Annotated in this window: 13 protein-coding genes; 10 read left to right on the top strand and 3 right to left on the bottom strand. The window is 39.0% G+C overall.

The genetic code is table 11. The features are described 5' to 3' along the window. Positions 1 to 4,539: DUF637 domain-containing protein (locus tag F903_RS13825; protein WP_005197908.1), on the top strand; the 4,539-nt coding region annotated here is incomplete at its 5' end. Continuing rightward, positions 4,539 to 5,807: a hypothetical protein gene (locus F903_RS16290; RefSeq protein ID WP_005197906.1), complete on the top strand. Its 1,269-nt coding sequence runs from the start codon at positions 4,539 to 4,541 to the stop codon at positions 5,805 to 5,807. The genes F903_RS13825 and F903_RS16290, both read left to right, overlap by 1 nt. 140 nt (positions 5,808 to 5,947) lie before the next feature. On the opposite strand, the gene F903_RS13815 is transcribed toward F903_RS16290, so the two are convergent. Further along, positions 5,948 to 7,777 carry a phosphoenolpyruvate carboxykinase (GTP) gene (locus F903_RS13815; RefSeq protein ID WP_005197904.1) on the bottom strand — a complete coding sequence of 610 codons (1,830 nt, stop codon included), beginning with the start codon at positions 7,775 to 7,777 and terminating at the stop codon, positions 5,948 to 5,950. A 396-nt stretch (positions 7,778 to 8,173) separates the two neighbouring features. Here F903_RS13815 and F903_RS13810 point away from each other — a divergent pair, with 396 nt between their 5' ends. The 6 genes from F903_RS13810 (at position 8,174) to epmA (ending at position 14,275) form a co-directional block, all read left to right on the top strand. Continuing rightward, a complete protein-coding gene (locus tag F903_RS13810; RefSeq protein ID WP_005197902.1) occupies positions 8,174 to 9,112 on the top strand; it encodes a diacylglycerol/lipid kinase family protein in 939 nt (312 codons plus the stop codon). Then, positions 9,093 to 9,887, top strand: a complete 795-nt coding sequence (locus F903_RS13805) for a metallophosphoesterase family protein (RefSeq protein WP_005197900.1) — start codon at positions 9,093 to 9,095, stop codon at positions 9,885 to 9,887. Before F903_RS13810 ends, F903_RS13805 begins: the two co-directional genes overlap by 20 nt. A 148-nt stretch (positions 9,888 to 10,035) precedes the next feature. After that, the gene (locus F903_RS13800) at positions 10,036 to 10,326 is read left to right on the top strand and encodes a co-chaperone GroES (RefSeq protein ID WP_004670340.1); all 291 of its coding nucleotides are present in this window, start codon (positions 10,036 to 10,038) and stop codon (positions 10,324 to 10,326) included. A 58-nt stretch (positions 10,327 to 10,384) separates the two neighbouring features. Further along, positions 10,385 to 12,019 carry a chaperonin GroEL gene (gene groL / locus F903_RS13795; RefSeq protein ID WP_005197898.1) on the top strand — a complete coding sequence of 545 codons (1,635 nt, stop codon included), beginning with the start codon at positions 10,385 to 10,387 and terminating at the stop codon, positions 12,017 to 12,019. Positions 12,020 to 12,227: 208 nt separating this feature from the next. Continuing rightward, positions 12,228 to 13,295: a 4-phosphoerythronate dehydrogenase gene (locus F903_RS13790; protein ID WP_005197896.1), complete on the top strand. Its 1,068-nt coding sequence runs from the start codon at positions 12,228 to 12,230 to the stop codon at positions 13,293 to 13,295. Then, positions 13,292 to 14,275 carry an EF-P lysine aminoacylase EpmA gene (gene epmA / locus F903_RS13785; RefSeq protein WP_005197894.1) on the top strand — a complete coding sequence of 328 codons (984 nt, stop codon included), beginning with the start codon at positions 13,292 to 13,294 and terminating at the stop codon, positions 14,273 to 14,275. The genes F903_RS13790 and epmA overlap by 4 nt, the downstream gene beginning before the upstream one ends. A 45-nt stretch (positions 14,276 to 14,320) precedes the next feature. Here epmA and F903_RS13780 read toward each other — a convergent pair whose 3' ends face one another. Together F903_RS13780 and F903_RS13775 are read right to left on the bottom strand one after the other, a co-directional pair. Beyond that, a complete protein-coding gene (locus tag F903_RS13780; protein WP_005081751.1) occupies positions 14,321 to 14,500 on the bottom strand; it encodes a hypothetical protein in 180 nt (59 codons plus the stop codon). 214 nt (positions 14,501 to 14,714) lie between these two features. Continuing rightward, positions 14,715 to 15,332 carry a rhomboid family intramembrane serine protease gene (locus tag F903_RS13775; RefSeq protein WP_004670349.1) on the bottom strand — a complete coding sequence of 206 codons (618 nt, stop codon included), beginning with the start codon at positions 15,330 to 15,332 and terminating at the stop codon, positions 14,715 to 14,717. A gap of 154 nt (positions 15,333 to 15,486) precedes the next feature. On the opposite strand from F903_RS13775, the gene nfuA reads away from it, so the two are divergent. Both nfuA and F903_RS13765 read left to right on the top strand, forming a co-directional pair. Beyond that, a complete protein-coding gene (gene nfuA, locus F903_RS13770; protein ID WP_005197892.1) occupies positions 15,487 to 16,125 on the top strand; it encodes a Fe-S biogenesis protein NfuA in 639 nt (212 codons plus the stop codon). Positions 16,126 to 16,346: 221 nt separating this feature from the next. Next, positions 16,347 to 18,446, top strand: a complete 2,100-nt coding sequence (locus tag F903_RS13765) for a TonB-dependent receptor domain-containing protein (RefSeq protein ID WP_005197885.1) — start codon at positions 16,347 to 16,349, stop codon at positions 18,444 to 18,446. The last annotated feature ends 68 nt before the right edge of the window (positions 18,447 to 18,514 follow it).

The following is an 18,514-nucleotide window of genomic DNA, read 5'->3' as shown; positions in this document are numbered from 1 at the left end:
AGTAATGGTGGCAATATCCTACTTGATCAAGGAAGTCGACTCTGGGCAAATACAGGCGATATAAACATTAATGCCTTAAATGGCAGTATTACTGCAAATAGCCTACAAGTAGGTACTTTAGGTAAAGTATCACTACTCGCCAGTAAAAATGTCATCTTAGCTGCAAACAAAGTTGAAACGGCTGTTACGGGCACAGATGCTAAAAATATCACCTATACCCCAAGTAAAATCTCCGCAGATAAGGGTATTCAGATCGCATCAATTGATAACGGATATCTACGTTTAAACACCATAAATTTAGATGCTAAAAATGGTGATATTCAGTTAGATGCAAAAGGCAATATTAGTCTAGTACGTTCAGATGTGATTACCCAACATCAAAATGCTGATGGCAGTTTTAGCCCTAAAACCACTTATTTATGGAGTGAGTTAAAAGGTAAAAATATCCTGATCAATAGTGGTGCAAATAACAGCTTAAATTGGGGTAATTTAAACGCCACAGGAAATATCCAAGCGCAAGCAAAAGGCACACAGTTCTTATATGGTATGAACCTTAAGAGTGGTGCAAACACAACTTTACATGCTGATGGTCGTCAAACCTTGCATCATGTTACAGCTCAGTCAGCTGGACATACAGCATTAAGCACTAAAGATAGGCTACATTTGAGTTCGAGTATTGTAGCAGCAGATGGTACGACAAACTGGGGGGTGGGTAATACCGTCAAGCTACAAGCTGATGGTGTGCTGTCCTTGGTCAGTGGTGCGGGTCAGTATCTACAAAATACAGACCTTAAAGGTGGGGCGGTACTGATTGAAAGCGGAGCTGGCTTTGATGTTAATAAGAATGTCAAAGTGACAGCTACAGGCTCACCGCTACTAAATAATGACAAGGACTTAAAAAAACTCAATGGTAATTTAAGTATTCAAACCAACGATAATTTAACCATCGATCCTAAGTTACTGACACTAAGTGCGGTGGGTGATTATGATCTGATGAGTAAAAAAGGTGACTTAACACTTATTGGACATGGCGGAACCAAAGGTAATGGAAGTGAGCAAGTGGTTAAGCTCAACACCACCAATGGTGGAATCAATCTTGCTGGTCAAAAAGTGGAGTTGCAGGGAACGCAATTAAATGCTGCTAAAGATATCTCGATTGTATCGACTGGTGGAGATTTAATTGTGGATGGCTTGAAGAATACGTTGACAAATCAGCGGTCGACTAAACAACTCGATGCTTTAAATGCTAGTAAAACTGCATTACAAAATGAATTAAAAACATTAGTCGAAGAAAAAAGTTATATAGATGAAGAAAAAAGGCTAAGAACGAAACTTCAGGATGAAACCAATCAATTCGATTGGGAGTGTTTGGAGATGAATAGAAGCTGTAATTATTATGGCGAGTTAGTTGAGGAAGCATCACATGCATATAATCTCTTCATGCAACCTGAACGTAATTTAATAAATCAACTGAATGAAGCTCAATCACAAATTAGTTTTTTTGATAAAAATGTAAATGGCTACGAACACCTAGGCGCAACACTGACGAGCAACACAGGCAATATTAATCTAGCCTCTAAACAAGGTCTTAGTATTAGTGGTGCTGACATAGATGCGAAAAAAGGCTCGGTTTTGATAGAAGCATCTGGAACATTGTCAAATGAAGAATATCAAATTCAGGGTGAGTTTAAGAGCAATATAAAAAATAGTGTTAAACAAGGAAAAATAAAGGGAAGCATCATTATCGATGCCACCCAAGATTCCTATGAAATTGGTCAGGTGACTAATGATAATTATAATTGGCGTAGCCCTGTAAATGCGACCACGATCAACGGCGATAAAGGTGTTAAAATCAAAGCCACTGGCAAAAGTGCCACAGATAATTTAATTTTACAAGGCGTAGGCATTACATCGAATAATGGCAATGTCGATATTGAAGCCTATAAAAATATTATTTTTGATGTTGCCGTTGAAAACGGTTATGACAAGAGTAAGAAAACAGAAACCAAACGCAAATGGTATGGCAAGAAAAAGACCATAACCACGATAAAAACGGCTGAACGAGTTGGCGGTTTATCTGTGGATATTGATGCAAAAAATATCAATATCAAAAGTGGAGAGGCGAAAAAGGCTGATGATAAAGAAACTGGGCAGCATCGTACCAGTATCGACATGTATTCAAGTCAGTTAACGGCACATGGCGGTAAAGTTAAGATTTTAGCGGGTGGTGATATCAACCTTTTAACTGCTGATAATGTTTCAAAAGATACCCTTGATATCAGTAAAAGTAGTTCGTGGGCTGGTATTAAACTCAATAAATCTAAATATACCAGCACTCGAAATATCAAATCAGAACTACCCGCTGTTTTAGAAGCAAGTTATATCGGTGCTCAAGCAGATGGCAGTATTATTTTAAAAGGCACTGAGTTTAATTATTTGGAAGGTGCAGAAATAAAAGCAGGCGAGAAAATCACTCTTTTAGGTGCATCGGAACTTGTAGAAGCAACAAAGACTAAAACAAGTAATAGTGTGGTTTGGCAGTCGATGCAAGACAAAGGTTCAATTAATGAAACAGCTCAGCTACCTACCTTTAATGGACCAGTTGCTCCGAAGTTTGTTGGTAGTTTAACTGTTCAAGTGCCTGTAACAAAAAGAACAGCAAACCAAAAAGAATTAATTGCAGAAATTGAAAATCTCGCTAAGACACCTGGGAATGCGTACCTCAAATCTCTAGTTGATAACAAAGATCAAAAAGTAAATTGGGAACAAATCCTTTTAACCAATGAAGATTGGGATTATAAGTCTCAGGGCTTAACTGCAGCTGGTGCGGCAATTTTAGCAATTGCGATTGCAGCTGCGACAGGTGGGGCAGGTGTAGGAGCAATACTATCAACTGGTGGAACAGTAACTAATGCTGCATTACTAAGTTTGACGACACAAGCTTCTATTAGCTTAATCAATAATGGTGGCGATCTATCAGCAACATTTAAAGAGCTAGGAAGTAAAGATTCAGTAAAAAGTTTGGCAATTACGGTGGTAACAGCTGGGCTAGTGGAAGGTTTAAGTACAAGCCTTAAAATTGATTTAAATGGTTTTCCAACAGTAGAAAAAATTGCAAATAATTTTGTACAAGGTGTTGGTTCAAACTTAATCAGTAGTACATTACAGGGTGAAAGTTTATCAGATAGTCTTGAGAAAGCATTGCTGGCTGGGCTGAGTTCATCAATACAAGGTGAGCTTGCTTCTAAAATCAAAGGGCTAGAAGATGTTGACTATATATTACACAAAATTGCTCATGCTGCCGCTGGTTGTGTAGCTGGTGCATTACAAAAGAGTTGTGAAGCGGGTGCTATTGGCGCTGTTGTCGGAGAAATGGCAGCTGATCTAGTTCCTCGAAGCAAAGAGCTCAAAGATATGACACCGCAAGAGCGGGATGCATATAATAAAAAGGTTGTAGCAACAGCGCAACTTTTAGCAGGGACAGTATCTGCTTATAGTGGCTATGATGTGAATACTGCTGCAAATAGTGCGGCGGTAGCGGTAACAAACAATTATTTAACCAGTAAAGAGGTTAATGAACTCAAAGCTGAACTTGATAAATGTACGGATAACCAGTGCAAGACAAATGCATTTATGAAGTATAAAGTAGTTAGTGATGCTAATGATGCCGCATTAAGAGCTGCGTGTAGTGGCTTAGGGTTAAATAGTAATGCTTGTACAGGACATATTAATGCATTGTTAGAGGGTTTATCACAAGCACAAAATGTGAAGTTGAAAAGTCAATATATGGCCTTCAATAACCTGGGTAAATTTGACAATACCGTACAATGGAAATCAGAGGCGATAAAAGCAACTAATATTTTTACAACTTGGGCAAATGCTAATTGTGGTAATGGTGTAAGTGAAGCTGTTTGTAAAAGTAGATATGATGCGTTAGATGTAAAACGTAAAGAAGAATTACAAAATGCGCTTGATGTCATTGCGTGGATGCCCGTAGCAGGCAATGCAATTAGTGTGGCAGATAGCTTTAAAGTGTTATTAACTGGCACAGGTATAGCTGGTTTAGAACAAAACCGTTTACTGGCCGCAGCTAATATTGTATCGGCTGGATTCGGTAATCGAGTAACAAGAGTACAGGGTATCAATACAACTGTTAAAAATGTATCTAAGACAACAACTGCCATGGCTAGAGGGAGAGCATTTGAGAAAAGTCTAATTGAAGCATTAGGGGCTATTAAGAATAATCAACTTGCAACCGTAAAATTGCCAGATGGTACTGTTGTTAGAACTATTCCTGATCTATGGGGTAAAAGTTCGGGGGGGATTGTTGAAGTAAAAGATGTGATGAATCTTTCATTGAGTAAACAACTGCAAGCTCAAATCAAATTGGCTGGGGATACTGGTCAGCCTTTTAATTTAGTTATTAGTGAGCGTAATCAGTATATTTCTGAACCTTTGAGAAAAGCCATCGAGAGAAATAATGGTAAGGTATATGTTTTTGATTCAAGTCATAAAACATTAACGGAGTTAAGCTTGTAATGAAGCCATTTATACAGATCAGAATTAGAAGCAAAGTAGATACTTTTGAATGGCGAGATTATGGCTGGCCATTCATTGAGTCTCTAGTGAATACATCTAAGGGATGGTTATCTCCAGAGCACATTTCTACAAATCCTGAACGGTTTAAACAAAAGTTTGAGAGTGTGGAGGCTTGTGAAGATAATTGGGCAGGACTTGGCCAGATTCATATAGATGGTAAAAAGGTTTCAGAATTCCATAATGATTTTGCTTGGAGAAGAAAAAATAAATTGAAAGGAAAAGGGTGGGTTACTCACAAGATGATTAATCAATTACACCAATTAATTCCAGCAGAAATTGACTTTAAAGTTGATTATCATAAAGAAATTAACTGGTTTGAATTATTCAGACATTGGTGTGGGTTATTTTCGCCGCAATTAGCTATGCTACATTTTTTTACAGAACATGAATGTAAAGGAGTAAAGCAACTCTCTCTAAATCAATTGGGGAGCTTTGGAGCCTTAATAAAGCCTCAAATATCAAAAATAGGTTGGGGAATGTATTATGGTGATGAGTTTGCTAAAGAGGTTGATGTAGTGAAATTGCAGCAAGCGGGTTTTCACGTTGAGCAATGGCCAAATGGCTATTTAGTGACAGTTACAGATTGCTTAAACGATGTTGAAGATGATTTTAAAACCTTTTCTCACCGTCAAAGTGAAATGAGGAACTTGTTTAGAGATGAAATTTTTGCAACTGAACGAGAGCCTGAAGTGATACAATTAAGTGATGATCAAGCTGATGCATTTGAGCAATTAATGGAAAAAACAAAACTTAATGTTATTGAAGGTGAGCATTGGCAGATTGAGTTAAATGAAAAATGGCAACTTACTCAAAGTAGTAGCTCAGTATTTGAATTTGCTTATTATGGCTCGGAAAAGAGGGAAATTGAAAAGGAGGTGTTTGTAACTATTTTGGATAGACCAGAGATAATACTTAATCACCAAACTTTCGCTAGACAGCTTGCTAAAATTACATTAGATCAATACCCAGAATCAGATATAGGTTGGCAAATGGTTGAGCATTCTGTAGACGACTATTTATCTTATTCATCGGTTATTATTGATCAATATGAGCAAAGTAGCGAAGGTGTATTTCGTATTGCAGGAAAGATATTGGTTTTTCCTCTTTATATTGTTCGATTAACATTTATGGATTATTGTGCAATTGATTTGGAAACCTCAAAAAACTTTTCTGATCCAATATTTTTTTCTTTTAAAGCAAAAAATTAATCAAAATGAGTTATTTTGCAGTTAGCTAGTTTGTTCTTAAGTTAACAAGTAAGTAAAAATTTAAATAGTGGCCAATTAAAATTTAAAATAATCACACAATAAAAAGGTCGCCGAAGCGACCTTTTTATGTCATTTAATTATTAAGCAGATTTAACCGCATTTAATAATTCATTTTGACGATCTTTAAGTGCTTGAGGTAAACGATCACCAAGTTTAGTAAATAACTCAGTGTGGCTTTCAAGCTCTTTGATCCATTGATCTTTATCTTGAGCAGTAACGGTATTGAATTGTTCTTTAGAGAAATCAATACCTTCCCAGTTCAATTGCTCATAAGTTGGAACTAGACCGATTGGTGTTTGAGTCGCTTCAGCACGACCTTCACAACGATCAATGATCCACTCAAGAACACGCATGTTTTGACCAAAACCAGGCCAAACGAAGTTGCCTTCAGCATCACGACGGAACCAGTTTACATTGAAGATTTTTGGTAATTTGTTACCAGCAGCTTCTGCTTTAGCACCAACTTCTTGACCAAGTTGTAACCAGTGACCGAAGTAATCAGCCATGTTATAACCAGCAAAAGGAAGCATCGCAAATGGATCACGACGAACGATACCTTGTTGACCAACAGCCGCAGCAGTCGTTTCAGAACCCATCGTTGCAGCTTTATACACGCCATCAACCCAGTCAAAAGCTTCAGAAACTAAAGGTACTGTGTCCGCACGGCGACCACCGAAGATGAATGCTGAGATTGGAACACCTGCTGGATTTTCCCAGTCAGCGTCAATAGAAGGGCATTGACCAGCAGAAACAGTGAAGCGTGCATTTGGATGAGCAGCTTTTTCACCTTCAGTATGCGGTTGACCTTTCCAGTTGGTCAGGTTCGCTGGAACTTCTTTAGAAAGACCTTCCCACCATACTTCACCATTATCTGTAACAGCAACGTTGGTGTAGATGACATCTTTGTGCATAGTTGCCATGCAGTTCGGGTTGGTTTTGGTATTTGTACCCGGTGCAACACCGAAGAAACCAGCTTCTGGGTTGATTGCATATAAGCGACCATCTTCACCTGGTTTGATCCAAGCAATATCATCACCTACAGTTTCAATCTTCCAACCTTCATAGCCTGCTGGTGGAATCAACATTGCAAAGTTGGTTTTACCACATGCAGAAGGGAATGCCGCTGCGATGTAATGTTTTTCACCTTGTGGATTGGTCACACCTAAAATCAGCATGTGTTCGGCTAACCAACCTTGTTCACGACCCATTGCAGAAGCAATACGTAATGCTAAGCATTTTTTACCCAGTAACGCGTTACCACCGTAACCAGAACCGTAAGACCAGATTTCACGAGTTTCTGGATAATGCACGATATATTTTTCATTGTTGCATGGCCATGCAACATCTTTTGCACCAGCGGCAAGAGGAGCTGCAACAGTGTGTACGCAAGGTACATATTCACCGTCTATACCAAGTACATCATAAACCGCTTTGCCCATACGTGCCATTTTCTTCATCGAAACAGCAACGTAAGGTGAATCTGTAAGTTCGATACCAATGTGTGCAATGTGGCTACCTAACGGACCCATTGAGAAAGGAACCACATACATGGTACGGCCTTCCATTGCACCATCAAACAATCCATTTAATTTTGTGCGCATTTCCGCAGGTGCAACCCAGTTATTCGTCGCGCCAGCATCTTCTTGGTTTGCAGAGCAAATATAAGTGCGGTCTTCAACACGAGCAACATCAGAAGGATCAGAATTTGCAAGATATGAACCAGGATGTTTTTCTTGGTTAAGTTTTTGCATGGTGCCGTTAGCGATCATCAAGTCGATCAGACGTTGATATTCTTCTTCGCTTCCGTCACACCATTCAATTTTTGCTGGTTTGGTTAATTTTGCAATCTCTTCCACCCATGCAATAAGCTTAGGGTGACGAACGAATTCTGGTGCGTTCACTTGGGTCATGGTGATGCCTTTTTAAAGTGTGTACGACGTACAGTTCTATTCATTGGGATACAATGAAAATAGATGAAGTAAAAAAAGTGGCTGTATTAAAGCATAAAATCGAAAAAAAAATAAGAGCCAAGAATGTTATCTACTGTTAATGAAATGCTGTTTATATCTACCTAAGTGGTTGTTTTTGATCGTTTGAATGTTTTTTTAACACAGTATACGATATATTTATAGGTGTTATTTTTATTAAAAATATCAATAAATAACAGTATTTTACTGTTTATGCATTTTTTGAGAATTATTATTGATAAAATGAATTATGCTCATTCAAAATTTACATAAACAAGCTTTCATTTGTTGCTTTTGTACACAAAAATACAGCTATTAACAGCCTTAAGTTTGATCTTTATGCATCCAAATTTACGTCCACTCTCTATTATATATAATCAAAAATCTGGATTTCATGCCGCACAACAAGATGAGGAATATGAGCGGCTCATGACATTTTGGACTCAATATGGTTTTGAAATTCAGGTCTTTGAGTTAAATCAAACAGTTGATTTTGATGAAATGATGTCAGCTATTTTAGTGAGACATCAACAGGCTGATGATTGCGGAGTGGTGATTGCCGCAGGCGGAGACGGGACTTTAAACGCGGTTGCAAAGCGATTGATGCATACCGATATCCCAATGGGAATCATACCGCTAGGTACGTTTAACTACGTTGCTCGAGCGTTAAATATTCCGATTGATGTTCAACAAGCAGCGGAAGTGATTGCGACAGGAAAGGTACATGATGTGCATGTTGCGACTATAAATGATCAGATTTACTTGAATAATGCCAGTCTAGGTTTATATCCGTTATTTATTAAGAAACGTGAGTTGTACAACAAACGATTTGGGCGATTTCCTTTGCATGCCTATACATCGGGGTTGGATGTGCTGCTCAGAGAGCATAAATCTTTAAAATTGGCTGTGACCGTCGATGGACAAAAACATCCAGTGAGTACGCCGCTAATTTTCTTTGGAAATAATCAGCTACAACTCAGTGATTTGAAACTTAGAATTGCGGAATGTGCAGCCAATGGCAAACTTGCTGGGGTCGTGGTGGCGAAAAGTGATCGATTTAGTTTGTTAAAAATGTTGTTGAAGTTAATTCAAGGAAAAATTGATCAAGCCTCTGATGTATATACCTTTTGCGCTGAGCAGATACAGGTGGGTTGTAAAAAGACCACAATAACGGTAGCAATAGATGGAGAGTTAATGGAAATGCAAACACCATTAAACTTCGCTGTTAAAAAATCGGCTTTAAAAGTGATGGTTCCAAATGTTGTTACATCTGTCTGATCTGCATTTTGGTACTGAGCGCGAAGCGTGTATGAGCGCGATTAAACTGTTTTGTCAGCAACATCACCCTGAAGCAATTGTGGTGAGTGGTGATTTGACTCAACGTGCTCGCCTTAAACAGTTTTATGCGTGTCGTCAGTTTCTAGACGGTCTATCGATTCCTTATTTGGTGGTGCCGGGCAATCATGATATTCCGCTGTATCATGTTTGGAATCGCTTCTTTTCGCCTTTTCTACGCTATCAAATGTTTTTTGGTGATCTGGAAACGACATTAGAAACGGAGCATTTCTATATTGTTGGAATAAATAGCATTCGCAGGCGCTATCATACGCGCGGTCATATTTCATTTGATCAGATCAATGAGACCTATGAAAAATTAAAAAATGCTGCATCAAATAAAATCAAGCTAGGTGTTTTTCATCAACCTTTTTATACATTTCCAGATGATCATGGTGGCAAAGATTGTCCTGTGCTTGGAAAAGTAGCACTACAAAAGTGGGGCGAAACGGGATTGTTTGGTTTATTGCATGGACATTTACATAAGGTCGCAGTGCATGATTTAAATCAAATCTTCCATTTGGGGTTTGATCATCCTATTTTGGATATTCATGCAGGAACAGCGATATCGAATCGGGTACGTTTTGGTTTGCCGAATAGTTTTAATGTGATTTTAGCGGATGGTGTGATTGAACATTATTGGTTTGATGAACAAAAAAAGCAGTTCGAAAAGCATGAAAAAGCGACGATTTTAAACAGCAATGATGATGATGTCTGAAAAAGCATCAAAAAGTAGAATATTTTTTGTTTTTCCCCTTGAAGCCTTTTTTTTTAACCCCACAAAAGTGGCATATCAAAATTTTGTTTATTGCTACTGGAGTAGCAGTACAAATTAATCAAAAAGACTAAGTCTGATGGAGTTAATTATGAGCAACATTCGTCCATTACATGATCGCGTTGTGATTCGTCGCGTAGAAGAAGAAACCAAAACTGCTGGTGGTATTTTACTGCCAGGTTCTGCTGCTGAAAAACCATTACAAGGTGAAGTAATTGCAGTTGGTAACGGTCAAATCACAGATAGCGGTGTACGTGCTTTGGATGTCAAAGTTGGTGACAAAGTATTGTTTGGTGCATATGCAGGTACAACCGTTAAAGTGAGTGGTGAAGAACTCTTGATTATGAAAGAGTCAGATATCTTAGCTGTGCTAGAAGGCTAATCGACACATAACTCATTTTATTATCAGATTAAGTATTTAAAAAGATTCGGAGTTTAATATGTCAGCTAAAGACGTAAAATTTGGTGATTCAGCTCGCTCAAAAATGATCGCAGGCGTAAATATCCTTGCAGATGCAGTAAAAGTAACTTTAGGTCCTAAAGGCCGTAACGTTGTGATTGACCGTTCTTTCGGTGCGCCACACATCACTAAAGATGGTGTGACTGTTGCGAAAGAAATCTCACTTAAAGACAAGTTTGAAAACATGGGTGCTCAACTTGTTCGTGAAGTTTCAAGCAAAACAAACGACATCGCTGGTGACGGTACAACAACTGCAACTGTACTTGCTCAAGCAATCTTAAATGAAGGGATCAAATCTGTAACTGCAGGTATGAACCCAATGGATTTGAAACGTGGTATCGACATCGCAGTGAAAACTGTAGTTGAAAATATCCGTGCCAATGCAAAACCTGCTGATGATTTTAAAGCGATTGAACAAGTGGGTTCAATCTCTGCAAACTCTGACACAACTGTTGGTAAGTTGATTGCGCAAGCAATGGAAAAAGTAGGTAAAGAAGGTGTTATCACTGTAGAAGAAGGTTCTGGCTTCGAAGACTCTTTAGACGTTGTAGAGGGTATGCAGTTTGATCGCGGTTATATCTCTCCATATTTCGCGAACAAACAAGAAACGTTAACGGCTGAACTTGAAAATCCGTTCATTCTTCTAGTTGATAAAAAAATCAGCAATATCCGTGAATTGATCACTGTATTAGAAGCGGTTGCTAAAACAGGTAAGCCACTTTTAATTATCGCTGAAGATGTTGAAGGCGAAGCGCTTGCTACACTTGTTGTAAACAACATGCGCGGTATCATTAAAGTATGTGCGGTTAAAGCACCTGGTTTTGGTGATCGTCGTAAAGCAATGCTTCAAGACATCGCGATCTTAACAGGCGCGACAGTGATTTCTGAAGAAGTGGGTATGTCTTTAGAACAAGCTTCTCTTCAAGACTTAGGTACTGCGCATAAAATCACTGTATCTAAAGAAAACACTGTGATCGTTGATGGTGCTGGTAATGCAGCTCAAATCTCTGAACGTGTGCAACAAATCCGTGGTCAAATCGAAGAATCTAGTTCTGAATATGACAAAGAAAAACTTCAAGAACGCGTTGCTAAATTAGCAGGCGGTGTTGCCGTAATTAAAATCGGTGCTGCGACTGAAGTTGCAATGAAAGAGAAAAAAGACCGCGTAGATGACGCACTTCATGCAACACGTGCTGCTGTTGAAGAGGGTGTTGTTGCGGGTGGTGGTGTTGCGCTAGTACGTGCTGTCAATGCGCTTGAAAATCTGAAAGGTGCAAATGACGATCAAACAGCGGGGATCAATATCTTACGTCGTGCGATTGAAGCGCCACTTCGTCAAATCGTTGCCAACTCAGGTGATGAGCCATCGGTTGTCATCAATGCAGTAAAAGCAGGTGAAGGTAACTTTGGTTATAATGCTGCAACTGGCGAATATGGCGACATGTTAGAAATGGGTATTCTTGACCCTGCTAAAGTAACGCGTTCTGCTCTTGAGCACGCAGCTTCTGTTGCTGGTTTGATGTTAACAACAGAATGTATGATTACTGATCTTCCTGAAGATAAACAAGCTGCTCCAGATATGGGCGGTATGGGTGGTATGGGCGGCATGATGTAATTACATCTTCGTCTAGATCCAAAAATCCCTGCATATGCAGGGATTTTTTATGCCTGAAATTTATGATTTTGTATTTCAATCAAATCAATATCCGCATCTTCAAAACTGTAATCATGGTCAGCATTGTCATTAGAAAATCGAGATTTGATTTGTCAATTTCCTCGATGCTAAGGATAATAAGCGCAGACTCATTGATGGAAAGCGCTGCATGAAAATTATCGCAGATGAAAATTTGGCATTTACCGATTATTTCTTTGCGGAATTTGCAGAAATACAGCATAGAGCAGGGCGTACATTGACGCATCAGGATGTACAAGATGCAGATGCACTATTGGTACGCTCAGTGACTAAAGTCGATCAGGCTTTGATCGATCAAACTAAAATTCAATTTGTTGGTAGTGCAACCATTGGAACAGATCATCTCGATATCCACGCTTTAGAACATCACAATATTGCTTGGAGTAATGCCGCAGGCTGTAATGCCCAAGCAGTTGCTGAATATGTGATTACTGCTTTATTACATTTAAACATCGAATTATTAGAAAAAGACCATCAATTTACTTTAGCGATTGTGGGCTTAGGTAATGTTGGGAAACGATTGGCAACAATGGCACAATTATTGGGTTGGCAAGTGATCGGCTATGATCCGTATGTACAACTTGATGGCATTGAAAATGTCTCTTTCAATGAGCTTTTGAAACGTGCAGATGCGATTTCAATTCATGTACCTTTAACGTTGTCAGGCGATTATCCAACACAGCATTTATTTGATGATGCTGCCTTTTCTGCAATGAAAGCTACAGCTATTTTAATTAATAGTGCGCGTGGGGCAGTCGTAAAACAATCGGCATTGATGGCGGATATTAAAAAAACCAAACGCCAAGTGGTACTGGATGTATTTGAGTTTGAACCAGAAATTTCAGAACAATTATTGGATCTGCTGGCATTAGCGACCCCGCATATTGCAGGCTATAGTTTGGAAGGTAAGGCCAGAGGCACGCAGATGATCTATGAGGCTTTTTGCAATCGGTTCGGCTATAACGCATCGAAGCAATTTGAAAGCCAGTTACCGAGCGTTGAACAATACTTTGATCAGCAGGATTTAAAAGCGGTACTCAAACAGCATCTCACACAAATTTATAATATTGCTGAAGATGATCAGCAACTTCGCGCCTGTGTTCAAGATGCAAAGGTACAGCAGTCAGCATTTGATTTACTCCGTAAAAACTATCCATTGCGCCGCGAGTGGGCCGCACACGGAGGTCCAAAAGCATGAGTCAAAATATGAAAACTTATCAACCGACCTGTTCCATTGAAGCACTAAAAGCGCGTGCCGCAATGTATCAGAAGATTCGCCAGTTCTTTGCTGAGCGTGATGTCATGGAAGTAGAAACACCAATTTTATCTCAGGCAGGTGTAACCGATGTACATTTGGCATCGGTTCAGGTGCAGCGTCATATTCATGGAAAATTAAGCACCCAATACTTACAAACTTCTCCTGAATTTCCTATGAAACGTTTGTTGGCGAGTGGTAGTGGTCCGATCTATCAAATCTGTAAAGTTTTCCGTGATGATGAACATGGACGTAAGCACAATAGCGAATTTACCATGTTGGAATGGTATCGTCCTGCATTGGATTTAAAAGGTTTAATGCATGAAACAGCCGACCTATTAGAAAGCTGTTTGGCACATCGTTTTGGGGAAATACGTCCTATTATTCTCAGCTATAAACATGCATTTCAGGATCGTTTAGACATTAATCCATTACAAGCCACGTTAAAGCAGTTGAAAGATACCGCCAACAGAGTCGGACTGAATCTTGATTTGGGCGATGATCGTCTTGGCTACATGGATTTATTATTTTCTCATTTTGTTGAACCAAGTTTGGGCTTCGATGCGCCTGTATTTTTGACTGATTTTCCACCTGAAATGGCATCGTTAGCAAAAGTCAAAACAGATCAAGATGGTGAACTGGTTGCTGCACGCTTTGAGGTTTATATCGAAGGATTAGAATTAGCAAATGCCTATGATGAACTTTTGGATGCAGATATTTTAGCTGCTCGTTTTGAGGCAGATAATATGGAACGTAGCAAGCAAAGTTTGCCTATCATTCCAACCGATCAGTATTTATTGGCAGCACTACCTAATATGCCTGAATGCTCAGGTATTGCGTTGGGAATAGACCGCTTACTGATGGTGGCGATGAATCAGGTTAAAATTGATCAAGTCATCGCCTTTCCAGCACAAATTGCTTGAACTTAAAGGCGTCCAGATGTACATCATTTAGACGCTTTTAAATGATTAGCAACGTCCTTGTTTTGCCAGTCCTGGTGGGCAGAAATCTCCCTTACCGCCTTGACGATGGTATCTGTGGTCATAGCCATCTGGGTCAATCACCACGCTGCCACGTGGGGTATGTACCGCACATGCAGATAGGCTCAGACAGAATAAAATACTTAAGCTCAATAAAATTATTTTCATATTGATACATCCTGTGTATTTGATCTGATTAAATTTTAAGCCTATCTCATCTTTTTTACGAGTTGCTTTTTTATACAGTTCTATGATTTGGTTAAATTTGGCTGATGCTGATACGAGTGAAATCGATCAAAGTAATGATAATAAGAAGGTCAAATCAAATTTGATGTGTATATTTGAAAAACAAGCCTCAGTTGGAGGCTTGTTTTTTTATTATTTAAAATGGCAATTTGGTCAGTTGATTGAGGAAATGCGGAACCACTCTAGGCTCTAAGATGATCGTCACGACAATACCGTAAGCAGCTCCCCATAAGTGGGCGCTATGGTTGATATTACTGTTACCACGTTTGCCTGACCAGACGCTATAAGCCACATATAAAATGGCAAAGATAATGGCTGGAACAGGAATAAAGAACACAAAAATCAGGTTCCACGGCTGGAATAAAATATAGGCAAATAAAACTGCAGAAACAGCGCCAGATGCGCCTAGACTTGCCCAATGCGTATCATTTCGATGCTTTAAGTAGCTCGGTAAAATCGCAAAAATTAATCCACCCAAATAAAACAGTACAAAGCCCATGTCATAGAAAAATTGACGGTAAAAACTTTCAATGATATTGCCGAAGAAAAACAGCGTGATCATATTGAAAAGTAAATGTGTGCCATCTGCATGAATGAAGCCATGGGAGATAAAACGATCATATTGCCCACGCTGCATCGCAGGCGGCCAAAAGATCAGACGGTTCATCACGCGAGAATTAGAGAAGGCCAGTAAAGAAATTGCTACTGTGATAATAATCAGCGTCACAGTATGGTTAAAAGGTAGATGTAACATAAACGTTTCGAATTTGATCAGTGTCTAGGCAATAATGCCATTAAAAAGCGAATTAACAATGATCTTGCATAGAATTCCTACAAAAATGGTTGATTTTTTTTAATTACCCTCCATCTTCGGTTAATATAACGACATCAGCTTGAGGATTAATGTTATGTCGACTGAGAACACCAACACTGCCGCGGCAGAACAAATTCCAAACCTTTTAATTACTCCCTCTGCACAAGAGTATTTGAGCGATTTATTAGAAAAGCAAAATACTCCAGGAATTGGCGTTCGTGTTTTTGTAGAGCATCCGGGTACGCCACGTGCTGAGTGCTGTATGGCTTACAGTGCGCCTGATGAGGTTGCACCAACCGATTACAAACAGGATTATCCAGATTTTCCTGCTTATGTAGATGCGCCATCAATTCCGTATTTAGTCGATGCGGTGATTGATTACAACAAAGATCGTTTTGGTGGTCAATTGACTTTCCGTGCACCGAACTCAAAAGTTCCTCGTGTGGGACCTGATGCATCTATTGAAGAACGTATTACCTATATCTTGCAATCTGAGATTAACCCAGGATTGGAAGGGCATGGCGGTAATTGTAGTTTGGTTGAAGTCAAAGATGACCCAGAATACGGCCTTACTGCGGTATTGAAATTTGGTGGTGGTTGTCAAGGTTGTTCAGCGATTGACGTGACCTTGAAACAGGGCGTTGAAACGACTTTACAACAACATATCCCTGAATTAAAACGTGTGGTTGACCAGACCGATCATACGCAAGCAGAAGGTGCTTATTTTAAGTAATAAAACTGGAAAATTACCGTATTGTTAAAAGCCCTTTAGAGGGCTTTTTTTATTTTTTTGATAAAATAATTGTATTTTCTCTCTTCTACAAACTGTTTTAGTCACTAAATATAGATTTTATAAATAATAATAATTATCATTTGTATTGAATTTTACTGTTTTTTTGTTAGAATTGTCACGAATTTTTGAAATTATTAAGATTTATTAATCTAGGTGCGAATATGTCCAATATAATAGCTCGTCAATCACTACTCGCGATCTCTGTTCTCAGTAGTATGATGGCGTTTGCACATGCTTCAGATATGACAAATAATGATAGTAAATTACTTGATAAATCAGATGATACTGTCAGATTAGAAACAATCGTTGTTACTGCGAGTGGGTCTGGTGTCGATGTTAAAGATGCCCCAGCATCGATTAGTTTAATTACGTCAGAAGAAATTGCGAAGCGACCTGTTTCTAGTATTGCTCAGTTACTTGGTGAATTACCAGGAGCAGTTGGTGGCTATTCTAATGTTGGTCCTGGTTCTAAGATTGCATTTCGTGGCGCACCTGACAAATATACTTTAATTCTAGTAGATGGTAAGCGAGTCGGTAATTCATCACTGTTAGGTCATCGTCCTGATACAATTTCTCAAGATATCGATTGGATTTCTCCAGAAATGATTGAGCGCATAGAGGTTGTACGAGGCTCCATGTCAACACTCTACGGTTCTGAAGCTGCTGGTGGCGTGATTAATATTATTACCAAAAAAATTCCGAATAAGATTACAGGCTCATTAAGAACTGATTACAGCCAACCTGATGGTCGTTCCCGAGGTGATACAGTTAATGTTGCTGCAAACATTGCAGGACCAATTACTGATAATTTAGGTTTTAGACTCGGCGGAAACATCAAGAAAAGAAATGCAGATGAGGGCATTAAGAATGGTACTGGCGAGAATCAAGAGCAAAATATCTCCAGCCGTTTAAACTGGAAAATTTCTGATAACCAAGATTTTAACTTTGATCTAGGTTATGGCATTGAGAAGAATCCACAGTTGAGTGAGGCTGAGCAAGCTGAATTAGGTACAGAACATTTTGGTGCTGACAAAATGGAGCACTACAATGTTGGTATAGGTCATGAAGGGCGTTTTGCTGATGGTTTAGTCACAAATGCAGACCTTTACTATAATCAATATGAAAATAAGACACCTGATTTTGCTGTAGACGGTGGTTCTAAAAGTAGTGAAACAGTTTTGGATCTAAAAGCCAATAAACCTTTAGCGCTTTGGGGGCGTAAACATGATCTGACCCTTGGTGCACAAGGAAAATATGAACAAGTTTCTAATGCTTCAAATATTGGTAATCAATTGGTTCCTGATGCAAATGGTAATATCCAAGCACCTGATAAGAATCCAGATGATTATTCTTGGTCTTTGTTTACCGAAGACCAAATTTATCTACAGGATAATTTTATTTTAACACTTGGTGGCCGTGTTGATGGAAGCAATGATTATGATCCTAACTTTAGTCCACGTATTTATGGGGTATATCATCCGACTGATGCTTGGACCGTTAAAGGTGGAGTTTCACGTAGTTTCAGAGCGCCAAATTTAAAAGAACGCTCAGGTTCATCTGGTACAAGTTCAATGGGAATGGGTTGTACAAGTTTAGCGCCTTATGGTTGGCAATCTGGTGAATCATGCTACATGTTAGGTAATCCAGATCTTGATCCAGAAACCAGTACGAATTATGAAATTGGTTTTGGCTACGAAGAGGATGGTTATGGTGTTGATTTCACCTACTTCCTCAGTGATTACAAAGATATGATTGTAAATAACTACTATGGGCGAATTAACGGTATTTGGTATACCCGTCAATCTAATGTTGAAAAAGCACGCACAAGCGGTTTAGAACTCACTTATAAATTCCCAGTGAATGATTTTCTGCGAGTGACAGGTAATGCCACTTATATGATAGAGTCAGAAAACAAAGCAACAGGTCAATCACTAGCTCAAGTTCCTGAATTTACGACAAACTTAGCAGTTTATTGGGATATTACTGATCGTCTGAATACCTTTGCCCGTGTACAATATCTAGGTAAGCAAGCATTTACAGATGCAGATATTGTTGCAGGGACAGGTCCAGCAGGTAAAGAATTATACTTTTCAAACGCAACTACGACAGGCGCAGTTGGTGTGAATTTTGATTACAATAATTCACTTAGTTTGAGAGCTGGTGTTGAAAATATTGGTGGTGATAAAGTTAATAGAGGTAGTGTTGATTATGGTGATGCGCCGCCAGCTACATATTATGTAGGCTTCACCACTCGATTCTAGATCGATATTTGATTAATGAAACAGATCAGCTTATTTAAGTAATGGGCTGATCTATTATTGGATTATTC

The sequence above is a fragment of the Acinetobacter sp. NIPH 298 genome (genome assembly GCF_000369505.1).
GTDB lineage: Bacteria > Pseudomonadota > Gammaproteobacteria > Pseudomonadales > Moraxellaceae > Acinetobacter.
This window is presented reverse-complemented; position numbering and strand designations above follow the sequence as displayed.